16 protein-coding genes are annotated in these 16,664 nt (G+C 41.8%); 5 read left to right on the top strand and 11 right to left on the bottom strand.

Features of this window, described 5'->3' with window-relative positions; all coding sequences use genetic code 11:
* Positions 1-15: 15 nt before the first annotated feature.
* Positions 16-318: an NINE protein gene (locus Q4557_RS03015; protein ID WP_157936144.1), complete on the bottom strand. Its 303-nt coding sequence runs from the start codon at positions 316-318 to the stop codon at positions 16-18.
* A 285-nt stretch (positions 319-603) separates the two neighbouring features.
* On the opposite strand from Q4557_RS03015, the gene Q4557_RS03010 reads away from it, so the two are divergent.
* Positions 604-1,962 carry an amidohydrolase family protein gene (locus Q4557_RS03010; RefSeq protein WP_303410566.1) on the top strand — a complete coding sequence of 453 codons (1,359 nt, stop codon included), beginning with the start codon at positions 604-606 and terminating at the stop codon, positions 1,960-1,962.
* 58 nt (positions 1,963-2,020) lie between these two features.
* Here Q4557_RS03010 and Q4557_RS03005 read toward each other — a convergent pair whose 3' ends face one another.
* The 4 genes from Q4557_RS03005 to Q4557_RS02990 form a co-directional block, all read right to left on the bottom strand.
* Positions 2,021-4,189, bottom strand: coding sequence for a cation:dicarboxylase symporter family transporter (locus Q4557_RS03005; RefSeq protein WP_303410564.1), 2,169 nt, complete (start codon positions 4,187-4,189; stop codon positions 2,021-2,023).
* A gap of 275 nt (positions 4,190-4,464) precedes the next feature.
* Positions 4,465-5,397 (bottom strand): dihydroorotate oxidase, encoded by a 933-nt coding sequence (locus Q4557_RS03000; protein ID WP_102439011.1) that lies wholly within the window; start codon positions 5,395-5,397, stop codon positions 4,465-4,467.
* A 235-nt stretch (positions 5,398-5,632) separates the two neighbouring features.
* The gene (locus Q4557_RS02995) at positions 5,633-6,337 is read right to left on the bottom strand and encodes an oxidative stress defense protein (RefSeq protein WP_303410741.1); all 705 of its coding nucleotides are present in this window, start codon (positions 6,335-6,337) and stop codon (positions 5,633-5,635) included.
* Positions 6,338-6,605: 268 nt separating this feature from the next.
* Positions 6,606-8,261 carry an amidohydrolase gene (locus Q4557_RS02990; protein ID WP_303410559.1) on the bottom strand — a complete coding sequence of 552 codons (1,656 nt, stop codon included), beginning with the start codon at positions 8,259-8,261 and terminating at the stop codon, positions 6,606-6,608.
* Positions 8,262-8,644: 383 nt separating this feature from the next.
* Here Q4557_RS02990 and Q4557_RS02985 point away from each other — a divergent pair, with 383 nt between their 5' ends.
* The 4 genes from Q4557_RS02985 (at position 8,645) to Q4557_RS02970 (ending at position 10,942) form a co-directional block, all read left to right on the top strand.
* The gene (locus Q4557_RS02985; protein WP_102439007.1) at positions 8,645-9,496 is read left to right on the top strand and encodes a GGDEF domain-containing protein; all 852 of its coding nucleotides are present in this window, start codon (positions 8,645-8,647) and stop codon (positions 9,494-9,496) included.
* Positions 9,497-9,724: 228 nt separating this feature from the next.
* On the top strand, positions 9,725-10,090 hold the full coding sequence (locus Q4557_RS02980; protein ID WP_102439005.1) for a hypothetical protein: 366 nt from the start codon (positions 9,725-9,727) through the stop codon (positions 10,088-10,090).
* Positions 10,091-10,255: 165 nt separating this feature from the next.
* Positions 10,256-10,663 (top strand): ribosomal protein S18-alanine N-acetyltransferase, encoded by a 408-nt coding sequence (gene rimI / locus Q4557_RS02975; RefSeq protein WP_241901127.1) that lies wholly within the window; start codon positions 10,256-10,258, stop codon positions 10,661-10,663.
* Positions 10,664-10,723: 60 nt separating this feature from the next.
* Positions 10,724-10,942, top strand: a complete 219-nt coding sequence (locus Q4557_RS02970; RefSeq protein ID WP_076543093.1) for a DUF6500 family protein — start codon at positions 10,724-10,726, stop codon at positions 10,940-10,942.
* Between the two features lie 70 nt (positions 10,943-11,012).
* Here Q4557_RS02970 and lipA read toward each other — a convergent pair whose 3' ends face one another.
* The 6 genes from lipA to mltB all read right to left on the bottom strand — a co-directional run bounded on the left by lipA (position 11,013) and on the right by mltB (position 16,646).
* Entirely contained in the window at positions 11,013-11,978 is a 966-nt protein-coding gene (lipA, locus tag Q4557_RS02965) for a lipoyl synthase (RefSeq protein ID WP_076543094.1), read from the bottom strand.
* 1 nt (position 11,979) lies between these two features.
* Positions 11,980-12,630, bottom strand: coding sequence for a lipoyl(octanoyl) transferase LipB (gene lipB, locus Q4557_RS02960; protein WP_076543095.1), 651 nt, complete (start codon positions 12,628-12,630; stop codon positions 11,980-11,982).
* Positions 12,631-12,732: 102 nt separating this feature from the next.
* Positions 12,733-12,999, bottom strand: a complete 267-nt coding sequence (gene ybeD, locus Q4557_RS02955; RefSeq protein WP_076543127.1) for a DUF493 family protein YbeD — start codon at positions 12,997-12,999, stop codon at positions 12,733-12,735.
* 278 nt (positions 13,000-13,277) lie between these two features.
* The gene (locus Q4557_RS02950; protein ID WP_076543096.1) at positions 13,278-14,468 is read right to left on the bottom strand and encodes a serine hydrolase; all 1,191 of its coding nucleotides are present in this window, start codon (positions 14,466-14,468) and stop codon (positions 13,278-13,280) included.
* Between the two features lie 281 nt (positions 14,469-14,749).
* Positions 14,750-15,565, bottom strand: coding sequence for a septal ring lytic transglycosylase RlpA family protein (locus Q4557_RS02945; RefSeq protein ID WP_102439167.1), 816 nt, complete (start codon positions 15,563-15,565; stop codon positions 14,750-14,752).
* Between the two features lie 49 nt (positions 15,566-15,614).
* Positions 15,615-16,646, bottom strand: a complete 1,032-nt coding sequence (gene mltB, locus Q4557_RS02940) for a lytic murein transglycosylase B (RefSeq protein ID WP_303410555.1) — start codon at positions 16,644-16,646, stop codon at positions 15,615-15,617.
* Positions 16,647-16,664: the final 18 nt, after the last annotated feature.

Below are 16,664 nucleotides of genomic sequence, written 5' to 3'. Positions count from 1 at the left end.
AAATAAATCCCTTAATTATAATTTTTGTCCTGGATAGGTAATCAACTTACCTTTCCCGTCCCTATAGCTTCCAACTAGAAGCATAAAAGTGACCACTATAGTGTGAATAACATCGATAACGATGAGACCTAAACCAAGTAGCGCGAGGGTGACGTCTTCAAACTGCATGAGTGTTAGCCCTACAATGGCTAAAGATAAATCAAATACACCATGGCTAATACGGCCGCAGTAAAAATGATGAATTCCTAGCACTCCGAAAATACCGGAGAGGATAACTGCTACAGCGTAGTTTTTTTCTGATTTGACAGAATCAGTCACTTTCAACCTCCTTGATGAAAATCTTAAAGTTTTATATAGCAAAGGCTTACCTTTATCAATCTAAAGTTGTTAATAAATAAGTTAATTTGTGTCACAAATCTAGGTTTAATAAGAAATTTGAATAACGATAGGTTAAATCAATGAGAGCTTATATCCGAGCTGCAGGGTATACATGAATGGTTTTTCGATAATGTTTCTGTTAACGCTAATGTGAAAAAGTTGTAAATTATGATTAAGTTAGGCATGTTAACCTTCGGGTAAAATTAAAAATATAAGAAGGGTTATATGTCATATCTAGCAATAGCAGCAACTAGACGAATTCAATATTATTTGAGTCATAAAAAATCGTTTAACCTAGCGATTATAGTCGGTTTATGTAGCGTAATACCTTCAATACAATCAGCCGATTTTAAAGTCATCCACGCTGGCGAATTACTTTCCATTGCAGGTGAAAAAACCACTAAACAACAATCAATATTGATTAAAGATGGTCAAATCAGCGCCATCAACAGTGGCTATATTGAGCTTCCATCCAGCCAAATAACTGAAGCAGATACCCTTGAATATATTGACCTCAAAGACAGCTTTGTCATGGCGGGTTTAATGGATATGCACGTGCATTTACAAGGGGAGTTAGGGCCCAATAATGACAGCGAAGCATTACGCATGTCAGATGCCGATGTGGCAATGAAAAGTGCTTATTTTGCAAATAAAACACTGTTAGCTGGTTTTACCACAGTAAGAGATTTAGGCGCCAAGCCTGAGCAGATTTATGCGCTTCGTGATGCGGTTAACAAAGGCTGGTTGGCAGGCCCTCGAATTATTGCCTCAGGCGGCGTCTCTGTCACTGGCGGGCATGGTGATGTGGATGGGAAAAGCCCTGATCTGCTGGATATGTTGACCTCTAAAACCATTTGTGATGGTCCCTTTGATTGCCGCCGTGCCACGCGCCGAGCGATAAAATATGGCGCTGATGTGATTAAGATTACCTCTACAGGTGGCGTGTTGTCAGATACCAATACTGGCACAGGCCAGCAGATGGCCAATGACGAGTTAAAAGAAGTCATTGATGCAGCGCATGCATTAGGGCGTAAAGTCGCCAGCCATGCCCATGCGGCTGAAGGGATTAATGCGGCTCTGAGAGCAGGTGTTGATAGCATTGAACATGGCAGTTACGCCAATAAAGAATCGATTAAGCTATTTAAAAAGTCAGGGGCTTACTTAGTGCCAACCCTGTTAGCGGGTGACACTGTGGTTCAAATGGCTAAAAGTGATGGCAACTTTATGTCTGAAGCAATTAAAGCCAAAGCGATTAGGGTCGGTCATGATATGCAAAACAACTTTGGTAATGCCTATAAAGCGGGGGTTAACATTGCTTTTGGTACAGATAGCGGCGTATCACGCCACGGCGATAATGCGAAAGAGGCTGTGCTGATGAGTCAGGCGGGGATGAGCAATCAAGATATCTTAGTCAGCGCGACCATTAACGCTGCTGACCTTATTGATATGAGCGATACTCTAGGCACGCTAGCACAAGGTAAGCATGCTGACATTATTGCAATGAAAGCGAGCCCCCTTGAAAGTATTGATGCCTTACTTGATGTTCATTTTGTCATGAAATCAGGTAAAGTACATAAGCAATAACCTTGGCTAATCATTATCACCAAGGCTCCCGAAGGAGCCTTTTTAATGGATGGTTAATTTAGTCAACCCAATGCAGTACATCACGAATAATCGACCATCGCGGCACTGGTGTGGTTGCGCCTTTTCCTAGCATCCAATAATCATAAAATTGTTGCTGGTGGCCATCGACTCGGCGCAGTTTTTGCCAGTTATTAATGTAGTTTAATAGTGACTGATTAGGTTGGGCCACGGCATAAGCCACAGGGTAGCGATTTTTACCTTCTAAAATAGCAATGCCGTAACCTGGGAAGAATAATGTCCAAGCTGAACCTGCTTCAGCGCTGATCACCACCGCATCGTATTTGGGCGCTTTTTGCCTAAAGAAATCTTTATAACCGTCAATTTTAACAAAATTAATATGAGGCAGTTTTTTCTTGGCATCGGCAATTTTATCATCATGTTCAACATAGGCGATGGTGGTATTTTCCATTTCGAGAATGGACTCATCAGTTTTGAAGCTATTAACCCGATGATCTTGAGTGGCAATGGCGATGTTAAGCTCTAGCACTGGTTCGCCATAACTAAGCCTGTCCATTTGTTTGATATCCATTGACAGCCCCGACATGGCGACATCAAAATAGCCAGCCTGTAATGACGCTGCGAGCTGATCTTTTTTGAACGGGATAAACTCTACCTCGACTTTCAAGTCCTCCGCCAACTTAGTGGCCATTGCAATATCAAAGCCCACTAACTGGCCGGCATTATTGTAGTAACTAAAAGGCACATTACTGGGAATGTAACCGACTCTTAGTAAGCCACGTTGGCGAATGGAATGGACGCTGGCGATTGCTTGAGTGGGCGTTTTACCGATTTCAGGGTATTGGCGAGTCACTTTCGTGGGCACTTTGTCAGCCACTTTCATGTTGGCGATCACCTCACTGGTGATATCAGGGCTATGTATAAATAATCCCATACCTATGCGGCAAACAACAATGGTGACCGCGGTACTGGCTAAAAGCCCAACCGACATTTTAATTAATTGCGGCGGACGAATTTTCAGTGTCCCTTGGAATAAGCACACGGTTAATAGGGTGAGGGCGAATAGGTTCATTACTGCGGCAATAGAGTTGAACTTGCCTGTGATAAAGCCTGACATGACAAATAGTTGGAATAAGTCTGAAGGTAGTTGCACTAAGTCCAACATAAAAGGAATGGCGACATACACACTACCAAATAATGATAATAAGCCACTGACAGACAACGACGGCATAGCGCTGATATCAACAGGGGTGCCATTAAACCAGCCTGCAAAGTAGACAAACAAGATAACGGTTAATTTACCGATATTGGGGAAGGTAAATGCAATAGGCACCAAAATCTCAATCAGGGTGACGCCATCTTCAGTTAAGTTATTATGCTCACGCATAATTTGCTTACACTCAGCAATAATTACCGGAATAACAATAAAGATATTACCTGTGGCAAAGGCGGTAACTAAACTGGCTTTACTTATGTTAACCGTCTGCCTATAAGTGATTGGCGTTAATGACGAAACTATCCAAGGTAGCACTGCAAATGTGAGCAATAAGCACAAAGCAAAGTAACTAATAAGGTAAACCTGCATACTGGCAAATTCATCAACTCCCATAGTGCCAGCTGCCGATGCTGACATGGCAAAAATACCAATAGGCAACACTTTAACCAAGCCTTGGGTGATCCGAGAAAAGGCTTCTGTGATGGTATGCATGAAGGTTAACACCAGCTTTTTATTGTCGCCCTCCATACTAATTAACGCGAGACCCAAGGCAATACTGAATACCACCATGGCAGGAACATAGCCTTCCGCCATCGACTCAAACGGGTTTGAAGGAATATAGAGCTTAAAATAATTAATCGGCTGGGCAGGTTCGATAATACTGGTGCTGAAAAACGATGCTGATTCAATAAACGGAAAAGACAATGGCATTAACGCAGTGAGAACTAAACCGACTAACCACAGCAATAACATAATGGCGCCAGCGCGGCTAAAAATTAATATGGCCGTGCTTTTTTGCAGTTTGCCTATACCGCCAATAAGCGATACCACTATGTAAGGCAATACGGTCATTTGCATTAATAAAATAACGCCATTACCGATAGCGCTAAGCCAGCCTACGGACTCGCCAAAGAATATCCCCACAGCAAAGCCGACAAACATAGCCACTAGCATTTGGGTTGAACTGGTCATCGCAAGTAATTTTTTAAACACAGTTATGTTCCATTTATTATCTGGGCTTGAGGGTAAACTCACATTAACCGTTAGCAGGCTAATGTTTTGATAATGCTACAAAGTTGTTGCTCAAGTTTAATATTAACAGTGTTAGTTTGGATTAGGGATAATTTGTACAATAAATATCTTACTGAATTTATTTATATGCAATGTTTTTGAAACGGCTAAAAAGCCACTGTAAATACAGTGGCTTTAAAGGGGAAGGGGGGAGTTTCAATACAGATATTCAGAGGCTTAATGTGCCACAGGTATCATTAAAGCGGTTTTAATTTGCCTTTAGCGTCATTAATACACTGGTAACCTTTACCGCGCATGAAGTCAGCGAGTTCTGTTTCAATACGCTCAAAGCAAGCTTCACCTTCTTTTTCAAAACAGGTCGCGATTTGTACCGCATCAGCACCGGCGAGTAGGTATTCAAAGGCATCGATTCCGGTTTTTATCCCGCCAACGCCAATGATTTGTACGTCATCATCCAGCAGTTCACGAAAGGCGCGCACATTGGCTAAACCGACAGGTTTAATATAATCACCACACAAACCACCAAAGCCGCCTTTAGGCTTGATTATGGGTTGCTCAGTGTACGGGTCGATAACTAAAGTGTTGCCGATTGAGTTAATGCAGGTGATAAATTTTACTGGATATTTTTTGATGACATTGGCTGCTGCCACAAAATGTGACATATCAAAATAAGGCGCCAGTTTAATCCCAATTGGTTTATTGCCTAGCGCTGTTAGGGCAGCGAGTGCTTTGTCAGTTTGTTCAAAGTCATAAGCGACCTGCGCTTTACCGGGGATATTAGGGCAAGAGAAGTTAACTTCAATTAGGTCAACATCACTGTTTTGAAAGGCGCTAACCATTTCAATATTATCTTCAATGCTAAAGCCTGAAATGCTTACAACAACAGGTTTACCTAATGCTTTTAATTGAGGCACCATTGCTAAATAAGCTTTATAACCTAAATTGGGTAAGCCCATCGATTGAATCGAACCTAATGGTAAATCTTTATAGCGTGGCTCAGGATTGCCTTCGCGCGCTTCCATGGTACAAGATTTAGTGACCACAGCAGCCGAATGAGATTGGGCAATCGTGTGCAGTTCATCCCAAGTGGTGCACTTGGGGCCAGAGGCATTCATTAAGTAACTGTCTAAGCTAATACCAGCAATTTCAGTGGATAAATCGATGTTCATGAAGCGTCCTCTTGGTGGAATAAACAATAAAAAAGCATGTGTAAATTGCGAGGTAGTTTATGCAGCGGGACAATAGAGGTATTGATTAAAAACAATAAATATGACAAATGTGTGATTATTTTTTAAGAGTGTTAACTAGAGCGCATAAATGCTGCTGTTCTTTATGCGCTGTTCTTTATACCACCGAGTAAGGCAGCGATGAACTGTTGCTGTTAATCGCCACTTACGTTTATAGCTATTTTAATTTGTAAATGACCTCAACACGCTCCTCGACACTGACTTGACCGTATTGATAGCTTTCGGCCGTGTCACTTTGCATTGCCGCCATACGCATCATCACAGGTTGTACCGGCTGCTGAGTTAAGTAACGGATTTTCCAAACACCATCAAGCTCACGCTCAAACCCTTGGGCCAATGATTGGGCTTTTTGTTTGGCATCTTTAATAGCGGCTTGTCTTGCTTGTTCAATCGCTGCAGTTTCGTTTGATGATTTCAAACTGATATTTTGCACCTTATTAATGCCTTCTTCTAATGCGGAATCTAAAATGTCATTAAGCTTAGGCAACTGCTTGATGGTAACAATCACTTGTCTGTTAGCGCGGTAACCCACTAACTCTTTGGGTTGTTTCGAGGGGTAATGGTATTGCGGCTGAATGCTCAAATTAGCGCTAGATATCGCATTTTTATCGACTCCAGCATCCTTGAGTCGCTTGATGAATTTAGCGACGGCTTGATCAACAGCGACTTTAGCTTGCTTAGCATCATCTTTAGTTAGGCTGACTTGAACTGAAATTACCGCCATATCAGGGGCTATTTTTAAATGGCTCGTACCAACCGTTTCAATATGTGGAAAATTATAGTCAGCAGCAATAGCATTTTGAGACAGTGAACCAAATAGTAATCCTGTTGCTAGAAAACCATTCATTAAGGTTGTTTTTATAATGCGATGTGTTGATGTTGTCATGTCGTGCTCCAAACAATAAATGAGGTTGGTAGTAACCTTGTTATAGCTATAAACGAGAGCAAATTTGAAAAGGGTTAATTTATTGAATTTTATTTTTGACGCGATAAAACCTAATTAAGAAAAGTCAGTTTTTAATAAGCACTTTTTAGGCGTTTGGCGTTTAATGCAAAATATAGGCGTAAAAAAGCCTAGTTAAATTAATCGCTAGGCTTTTAGGTTAGGCATATTAAAAATGATTGCGGCGTTATTCTACTCGCTCACCATCAACCCAAGTTTCCAGCACCTTAGTTTTCCAAATATCTTCAGGGTTAATAGCAAAGATATCTTTATCAATCAGAATAAAATCTGCTTTACGCTTAGGGACAAGTTGGCCAATCATTTGCTCTTGATGGGCGGCAAAAGCGGCGTGGGTGGTAAATGTGGCTAATGCTTCGGTTAAATTCATGCTTTCGCGGCGATACCAGCCATCAACAGGTTGATTGTCGTGATCTTGACGAGTTACCGAGGCGTGCAGGCCATAAAAAGGATTTGGCGACTCAATGGGGAAGTCAGAGCCTGCGGCAATAATCGTATTGGCATTAAGTAGCTTACGCCAAGCGTAGGCGCCTTTTATACGGGCATTACCAATTCGGTCTAATGCTATGTTTTTATCACTTGTAGCATGGGTTGCTTGCATTGATGCGATAACATTGAGTTGCGCAAAACGTGGAATATCGGCTAATTGCAACACTTGGGCATGTTCAATTCGATGGCGTAAATGACGGCTGTTACTTGCGGCGATATTGGCTTGGTAGTGATCCAACACTATTTGATTGGCATTATCGCCAATGGCATGGGTATTGACCTGAAAGCCTGCATCCATCGCTTGTTGAATCGTATCGCCCAACTCTTTTTCAGAATAGAGCAATAAACCTTTATGGCCAGCTAAATCGCTATAGTCTTCAATCAATGCAGCGCCGCGACTGCCAAGGGCGCCGTCGGCGGATATTTTTACGCTGCTGATGTGTAATTTATCTGAGCCTGAAGCCATCGGCCCTGCCTGCATCATCTTGTCAAATTCAGGGTCTTGAGCATCTATCATGGCGTACACGCGAATTGGCAGTTTATCGGCATAATCAAGTGCCTGATAAGCCGCGATAGTGTCACTGCCAATACCTGCATCATGGACACTTGTTAATCCCTGCTTAGCCAGCGAAGTAAGAGCTGTTAGCAGTATTTCTTGTTGCTCGTCGATAGAAGGTTGTGGGATTTTAGTAGTGATCAGGCTCATGGCATTATCAATAAATACCCCTGTCGGCTGACCATCAGCATATTTGATAATTTCACCACCTTCAGGGCTGGTGGTGGCAGAGCTAATACCAGCGATTTTCATCGCAGCGCTATTTGCCCAGCCAGCATGGCCATCAATGCGAACTAACCATACAGGGGTATCGGGAAAGACTTTATCCAGTGATGCAGCCACGGGAAAGTTTTGTTGTGGCCATAACACTTGGTTCCAGCCGCGTCCTTGTATCCATTGCATTGTTGGTTGTAATTGCCTAAATGCTACAACAGTTTCAACGGCTTGTTGTTCAGTCACGCTGCCACGTAACTGGGCTCGCATCAGGCTTAATCCATAGCTTAAAACATGACCATGCGCATCGATAAGGCCTGGTAGTAAGGTTTTGCCTTGTCCATCAATTCTTACAATACTGGTGTTAGTACTGTAGGGAAGATGTTCATTTTCAAGGTAGATTTTTTCAATGACATCGCCGTTAAATTGTAATGCCTTAAACTCAACTAATTTACCATTACTGACAGTGTAGCCATTGATATTATTGATAAGTTTACTTTGGGCAAGGCTTGTTAACGGGGGAAGGCAAAGGCAAGTAAGTAATAGTAATTTATAGTTCTTAAGCATGATTAAACCGGTCCATGTTCTTATTATTTGTGTTTTTAGCGTATCTTAAATACAAAATGCCACACTGTTACCAAAATGTTAACTGCTTTGTTTTGAAAAGAGACCTTTGACTCTAGGGCTGTAGCACTTTGGTGGTTAATATTCATCTCGAAAGCGCAATGCTCCCTCTTTATTTAGTAGGCAGTTGGCTAAACCTTGAATATCGATGGTTGCGATGAACTGGTATACTTTAAATTATGTAATAGGTTAATATATAACAATATTTATATTAATTAACCTTATCGGTTTCAGTGAATTCCAACGCCAATGTCTTTTATGGCAAAGAGCTTCGAGAACTGAATAAAATGAATCGAATGTGATTTTGACAACTGTTTGGGTGTGCTATGGATTATGTTGCTTTATTTTTGGTGCTGGTTGGAAGCATCGGGCTGGTGTTATCGTTACGCCCAGCTTATGCCATCTGTGCTTATTCTCAGTTTAGTAATAAAGGCTGGTTGACGCTGTTATTGTTAATTGGATTATTTATTGTCAGTTACCTCAGTTATTTATCTTTATTATTTAGCTCTACCAGTGAGATTGATTTTATACAATTAGTAGTGGCTGGTATTTTCTTCGCTGGCGGCGGGTTTGTGTACTTGGTGACGAACCTAAGTAAGCAAACAATTATGGATATTGATGTGTTATTGCAGCAAAAGCACCATCAAGCGAACCATGATTTGTTAACCACATTAGCCAATCGTCAGCACTTTTATCGCCATATGGATCAAATGTTAGCGCTAAAAAGTGAAGGTTTTTATTGCTTAATGTTAGACATTAACAATTTTAAAATGATTAATGACACGTTTGGGCACCCAGAAGGGGACCGAATTTTAACAGTGATTGCCCAGCGGATCTTGCAAGTCGTACCTGAAAATAGCTTAACGGCCCGTATTGGCGGTGATGAATTTGCGATTATTATTCCTGATACCGCCAATCTGAATATTTCTGATGTGGCGAAAGATATTGAAACTGCACTATTAATTGACATTCCTTGTGCTGGACATTTGATTGTCATTGCCGCCAGTATTGGAATTTCTCAGTATCCAGAAGATGGGCAAGATAGCAAAACCTTAATTAAGCATGCCGATATCGCCATGTATCACGCAAAAAAGAATGAAATGCCCCATCAGTATTATCAATCTCATCTACCTACAACCACACTACCTGAATCTGTTTTAGATGTTGAAAAGAGTTAAGGGATCATTATTCTTAAAACTAGAATCGCGAGTGGTGAATATCGCTCATTCTGAAGAACCTAGGGCTCCTATTAACCAGATATGTATTTACCAAGGTTTTTAAATTATTGCGGTTTTTTGTTGTTAAGGCTTTAATTGGATTAAATCTACCCGCTCAAGCTGATTTGCTCTCACATTGTGGTTAATGAACTGCTATTCTAGTGACGAGATCATTGATAGAGAATTACTATGGAAAAATCAGCTTTTTTAGATGCCATGGGCGTAACCCGTTGGCGCAGCGCTGATAGCCAAGGCAAGCCGTATTTAATTATTCATGATGACGGTGATGATATTAGCCAGCATAGTTTGGTTAAAAGCGTGTTGTCGCTATTACATATTGATGAGTCACAATGTGAGTTTGATACTGAAATGGTCAAAGGCATGCAGGTGATTTGGGATATGCGCAAAATGCGCGTCCGTCCACGAGTGGCTTGGATTATTACCGATCCTATTGAGGCGTTATTGCAAGGCCATCAAGGTAAGAGAGACCTGTGGCAACAGCTTGGTTTGCAGCTTGATAAAACGGCTTCGATTGATACAGATAAGTCAGCTTAGAATTTAGTTACTGACATTGACGATATAAAACAGTGATTATTTAAAGCTTCGATTATTTAAAGCTTCGATTATTCAAACTTCCACTATTGAAGAAACCTTATGACTTCAGCTTCTCCTCAAACAAGTTTAACAATTTCGTTATTATCTCCTGAAAACACAGCTGCAATGTTTGAAATTGAGTCTGCTGCACATTCTCACCCTTGGAGTTTAGCAAGCTTAGAAGACTGTTTTGGCCGCTTATATCGCGTTTATGGAGTCTTTGATAAAGATGAGCTTATTGGTTTTGCCATTGTGCAGCAAATTGTCGATGAGCTGACGTTATTAGATATTTGTATTGCGCCGAATCAACAAGGAAAGGGCCTAGGAAAGCAGCTACTTAATCATGTTATCTATGATGCTAAAGTGAAACAGGCAGTGGTGGTGATGTTGGAGGTTCGACAGTCTAATCTTGCTGCAATTGGCTTGTATAATACATTAGGTTTTGTTGAAGCAGGTCGCCGCACGGGTTATTACCCAAGCGTAACTGGCCGTGAAGATGCTATCTTGATGGATTACAGGTTATTGCCAGAATAAATGACTGAATGAATCATATGCTGAGTAAATTAATATTGTTAAACCAATAAAGAGCGTTAAATGAGAGAGTCGTTAAGAGCCAAAATAATCCAAGTGTGCGATAAAAAAATTGCCGCCAAAGGCGATAATGTTGGTTTATCATTTTATGCCTTTTTTGCCAATAAGAACGATGACCCGATATTATTGATGGAAGCTGCGACTTGGTGGATTGAAACTCATCAACTTGATCATTTCGTTAAAGCCCATGTGATTAAAGCAATGGTTCAAGCTGGTAAGTAATACTATTAATAACAGACATTAAAAACGGCGCTCTAGGCGCCGTTTTAGTCTCTTAGGAAGCAAATAAAGCTTACTTCACTTCTTTACCTTGCGCTTGTAAATCCGCATGGTAGCTTGAACGTACAAGCGGGCCACAGGCTGCATGGGTAAAGCCAATCTCGTCAGCTAATGCTTTTAGCTCATCAAACTCTGCTGGTGGCACGTAACGCTCAACCGGTAAGTGGAACTTACTTGGTTGTAAGTATTGACCTAAGGTTAACATCTCGACGTTATGAGCACGTAAATCACGTAATACATCGGCGATTTCTTCGTTTGACTCCCCTAAGCCCATCATTAAACCTGACTTAGTTGGAACATCAGGGTGACGGTCTTTAAAGCGTTTTAGTAAATCCAATGACCACTGGTAATTTGCCCCTGGACGCGCTTTACGGTAATGCATTGGCGCTGTTTCAAGGTTGTGGTTGAACACATCTGGTGGCTCAGTGGCTAAAATATCTAAAGCGGCGTCAATACGGCCACGGAAATCAGGCACTAAAATTTCAATTTTAATTTCAGGATTTAAGATGCGGATTTCACGAATACAATCAGCAAAGTGCTGTGCGCCGCCGTCACGTAAATCATCACGATCTACAGAGGTGATCACCACATATTTAAGCTTCATATCTTGAATGGTTTGCGCGAGTTTCTTAGGCTCAGCTGCATCAGGCTTTAGTGGACGGCCGTGGGCAACATCACAAAAAGGGCAACGACGAGTACAAATCGCCCCTAAGATCATAAAGGTGGCAGTACCGTGGTTAAAGCATTCAGCAAGGTTAGGGCATGAGGCTTCTTCACATACTGAGTGCAAACCGTTTTTACGCAGTGCTGATTTTATATCAGTAATTCGCTGGTTTGATGCAGGGAGTTTTACTCTTAACCAATCTGGTTTACGCAACATGGTTTCACGTTCAGATGGAACCACTTTAACAGGGATACGCGCGACTTTTTCAGCATCACGCAATTTAACACCGGGTTGTAATCTTTCAGGCCTATTCATTTTATTCTGCTAATCCTTGATGATGTACAAGTTCTTGGTAGCCTAATACTTGGCTTAATGTTTGAATCAGTTTGTCGCCAGCTTCAGTCACGGTTTGTGGGCCGCCTAAGGCTTTGCATTGCACCATTTCAAGTCCGGCATAACCACAAGGATTAATGCGCAGAAATGGTGCTAAATCCATATCGACGTTGAGGGCAAGGCCATGAAAAGAGCAGCCTTTACGAATGCGTAACCCTAATGACGCGAGTTTTCGCTCGTCAACATAGACACCGGGTGCATCTGCTTTGGCGTAAGCATTGACATCGTACATGGCGAGCATATCAACGATGCTTTGCTCGATATTATTCACTAATTGTCTCACACCGAGTTTACTTCTTTTTATGTCAATGAGTGGATAGACAACCAGTTGGCCGGGGCCGTGATAAGTGACTTGTCCGCCGCGATCCACTTGGATCACTGGGATATCGCCAGGATTGAGAATGTGTTCACTTTTGCCTGCTTGGCCTTGGGTGAATACCGGTGAATGTTCAACTATCCATAGCTCGTCGTTGCTGTCACTGTCGCGATTGTCAGTGTAACTTTGCATGGCATGCCAGACCGACTCGTAATCTTGGCGGCCAAGATGCCTGATATGTAACGTCTGAGTTTGCAAGGGCAAGCTCTCCCTCAAAAAAGTTGGCTTATTATACGCACCTATCACTGAAATAACATCAAAGTGATAGGTGGATCACGTTTTATACCATTTTGAGCGGTGTTAAAGTACGCGGTTTACACCTTCAATTGCAGCAAGATCTGTATAAACTTGCTCAATATGTTCTTTACTGGTAACAGTAATACGAATTGATACTGCGTAGTAGGTGCCTTTGCTTGATGCTTTGACTGTTGGCGCATAATCGCCAGGTGCGAGTTTTTGCGCTACAGCAACGATGCGATCAGCTAAGGTATCGTCAGCATTACCGATGACTTTGAATGGGCATGAATTTGGAAAATCCATTAGTTCGCCAAAGTTTGTTTCTAACATGTGTTTGCTCTCTACGGTTGAATGCGCCTGTTTGTAGATATTACAGCAGGTACAGTTGAAGCTGTTATCACTTCTATATGGGGTAATTATACTGTAATACAAGTCTGCGAGCAGCGTTTGATGGTCATTTTTACTGCGCCATTGTAATTTATTACCTAAGGCGCTAGTTTTGCGCTGCTGCTTCGATAACAATAAAGCCACCCGAAGGTGGCTTTATTGTAGATATCAGTTTGTTTAACTGACCATTTTGCTAATTATTTAGAAAATAGCTTAGCTTATTATTCACCAAACCAGCCTTCAAACATTTGCTTGAAGTAATCCATCAATTTGCTAAACCAGCTGCCTTCATTGACTTCATTTAAAGTGACTAATGGGAATTGAGCTATGTCTTTGCCATCTAATTGGAAGAAAACACGGCCAACAGTTTCGCCTTTCGCTAACGGCGCCGTTAGTGGCTTAGTTAGCTCAAAGTTTGCTTGTAAGTTTTTAGCTTGACCGCGATTAATGGTAATAGGCGTGTCGGTAACGACACCTAAATCAACCGTTTCACGATCACCATACCAGATTTTTTGGGTAACAAAGGTGTCGCCAGCTTTATATGGGGTAATGGTTTCAAAGAAACGGAAACCGTAGTTAAGCAGCTTTTTGCTTTCAGCTTTACGGGCTGACTCGCTGTTAGTACCCATCACCACGGTAATGAGACGCATACCGTCATTGGTTGCTGAAGACACTAAGTTGTAACCCGCACCTGATGTATGGCCAGTTTTGATGCCGTCAACATTAAGGCTGTTATCCCACAATAGGCCGTTACGGTTATATTGTTTAATGCCGTTAAAGGTGAAAGATTTTTCTGAATAAACACGGTATTCATCTGGCACATCACGAATTAACGCTGCGCCTAGCAATGCCATATCATAGGCGGTGGTTTTGTGATTATCAGAATCTAAACCATGTGAGTTTTCAAAGTAACTTTGGGTCATGCCCAGTTGCTTTGACCATGAGTTCATTAAGTCAACAAAGCCATCTTCGGTGCCGGCGATATGTTCTGCCATTGCCACACAGGCATCGTTACCTGATTGAATAATAATGCCGCGGTTTAAATCTTCGACCGTGACAGTTTTACCCACTTCAATAAACATTTTTGACGAATCTGGGAAGTTTTTAGACCAAGCTTTTTTACTGATGGTTACTTCATCATCTAAAGAAATATTACCGACTTTAACTTCATGACCAATAACATAACTGGTCATCATTTTAGTTAAGCTAGCAGGGTTAAGTGATTCATAGGCATTGCTTTCAGCAATCACGCGCCCTGAATTGTAATCCATTAGAACATAAGCTTTAGCGGCGACAGTCGGCGCATTAGGCATAACCATAGGTGCATTAGCTGCGTTGGCTGCTTGAGATGAAAAAGATACCGCAGAAAGCAACAGCAAAGATTTTAGGGGAGTGTTAACAATATTCATCATTAAATTGGCACATCTCTGGTCAATGTAGAAGGTGACGTCGTTTAGGGTTTATTTTTAACTTACCGTGTTTGATGTGCTAGTGAAAGCACCAACAAACGCATTTATCAAAAATAGCATAAAAACCAAGCAAGATTATTACTTTAAAGCATCTTTAGTAGGTTTAAATGAATAAACGACATAATTAAAAACATTATATCATTAGTCGCTGACAATTTGACATTAAGCTTCATTAACATAAATAAACTGTCAGGCAGGCTAATTTATTATTTTTCAAAAACTGGTTATTTTTTAGGGTACATCATATAGCTATTAGGGTGGCCATCTTGTTTTAGCTGCACTAATACTTTATTCGCTAAATAACGCTGTCCAATTGGCCCGAGTTGTAGGCGATAAAAGCCATTAGCCGCTTCAACTTTTGCCGGCACTTGGTACTTTTGTTCAAGCTCTTTTGCCAGCACATTAATCCGCAGCAGATCTTTAGAGGCCACCACTTGAATAAAATGCACGCTGGAGTCTTTTAGTTCATCTAGTGCCATTGATTCTGGTGACTCAATATGAATGGCTTCAATGCTGACTTTAGCGGTGCCTTGCTGCAACATACCAATTTTGTAGGCCGCTGCGTAGGATAAATCAATGATGCGCCCTTCATGGAATGGGCCACGATCATTGACTCTGACAATCACTTGTTTGTTATTAGCCTCATTAGTGACTCGCACATAACTTGGTAATGGCAAGGTTTTATGGGCTGCTGACATGGAGTACATATCATAGGTTTCGCCGTTTGATGTTAGGTGGCCATGAAACTTTGACCCATACCAAGATGCGCCGCCCGTTTGTTTAAAACCTTTCGCGCTCGACATCACCTGATATGACTTGCCGCGCACAGTATAGTTTTGCTGGTTTCCTTGGCGACTATAGGGCTCATACTTTGGGTGGGCATCTTCAACCTTACTGACATCGGGGGCACTTTTAGGGGCGCGATCATCTTTGAGCTGATAGCGGTCATCTTGGCTAGTTGGCGTCGGTGAACTTGAACACGCAGCCAATGCACCGCACAACCCAACCACGGCGAGACTAATGAGTGACTTTTTTAGCATGTCATATTTAATGTGACAGTTTATTTGACCGTTCATGTGAGTGCGCATCTTATTTGTTGTCATGTGCAGGGGCTGCACCTGAGTGGTACGCAGCTGCTAATTGCTGGCTAAATTGATATACCGCCATGGCATATAGTGGGCTGCGATTGTAGCGGGTAATCACATAAAAGTTATTAAGCCCTAACCAGTAGTCTGTTGCTTTGGGTTGCTCAAGTTTGATCAGTAATGCAGATTGCGATGCATCAATATCTTTGGCAGCCGCTAGGGATAAACTTGGGGTCAAGATATCAGCCACAGTTTGTGTCGGCTTACCTTTAAGCCATACCTTGGCTTTAGGCGCGGTTTCAACGGTGTGATTTAATTTAAGGGCAACAGGTGCGCCTTTTTTCCAGCCGTGTTGGTGGAAATAATTAGCAACACTACCAATAGCATCCGGCTTACTATTCAATAGATCTCGGCGGCCATCACCGCTGAAATCAACCGCGTAGTGACGATAGCTTGAAGGAATAAACTGGCCATAACCCATAGCGCCAGCGTAAGAGCCTTTAAGATTGTCATTATCTAATTGCTCTTCTTTAATTAATGACATCAGGTTGCCAAATTCTTTCCTGAAAAAGGTGGCTCTAGGAGGATAGTAAAAGCCTAATGTATACAGCGCATCTTGTACTTTATAGTTACCCATGTAGCCGCCGTAGTAGGTTTCGATACCGATAATGGCAACAATGATTTGCGGGTCAACTTGGAATTTTTCTGAGGCCTGCTTGATGGTTTCAGCATTTTTTTGCCAAAAGGCTAAGCCTTTTTCTAAACGGGAGTCAGTTAAAAAGATGGGATAGTATTGGTGCCAAGGTTTGGCTTCCCAAGGTTTGGAAATAGCATCAAGTACGGCTTGATTATGATTAGCAGATGATAAGAATTGCTGAACTTCTTGTTCGGTAAAGCCCTTGCTCACTTGTTCAGTGATAAAAGCCTGTTTTAGTGCGCTGACGTCTTGCTCTGTTGGCGGCGTTGGCGCCGCAAAAAGTGTTGTTGAACTGAGAAGTAATGCCAGCGCTGTTGCGATTTTAGTTGTTATTTGCATTTAAGGTCCTGTGTAATT

This window comes from Shewanella sp. 5_MG-2023 (assembly GCF_030547465.1).
GTDB lineage: Bacteria > Pseudomonadota > Gammaproteobacteria > Enterobacterales > Shewanellaceae > Shewanella.
Note: the sequence above shows the minus strand (reverse complement) of the source record. Positions and strands in the feature narration are given on the sequence as shown.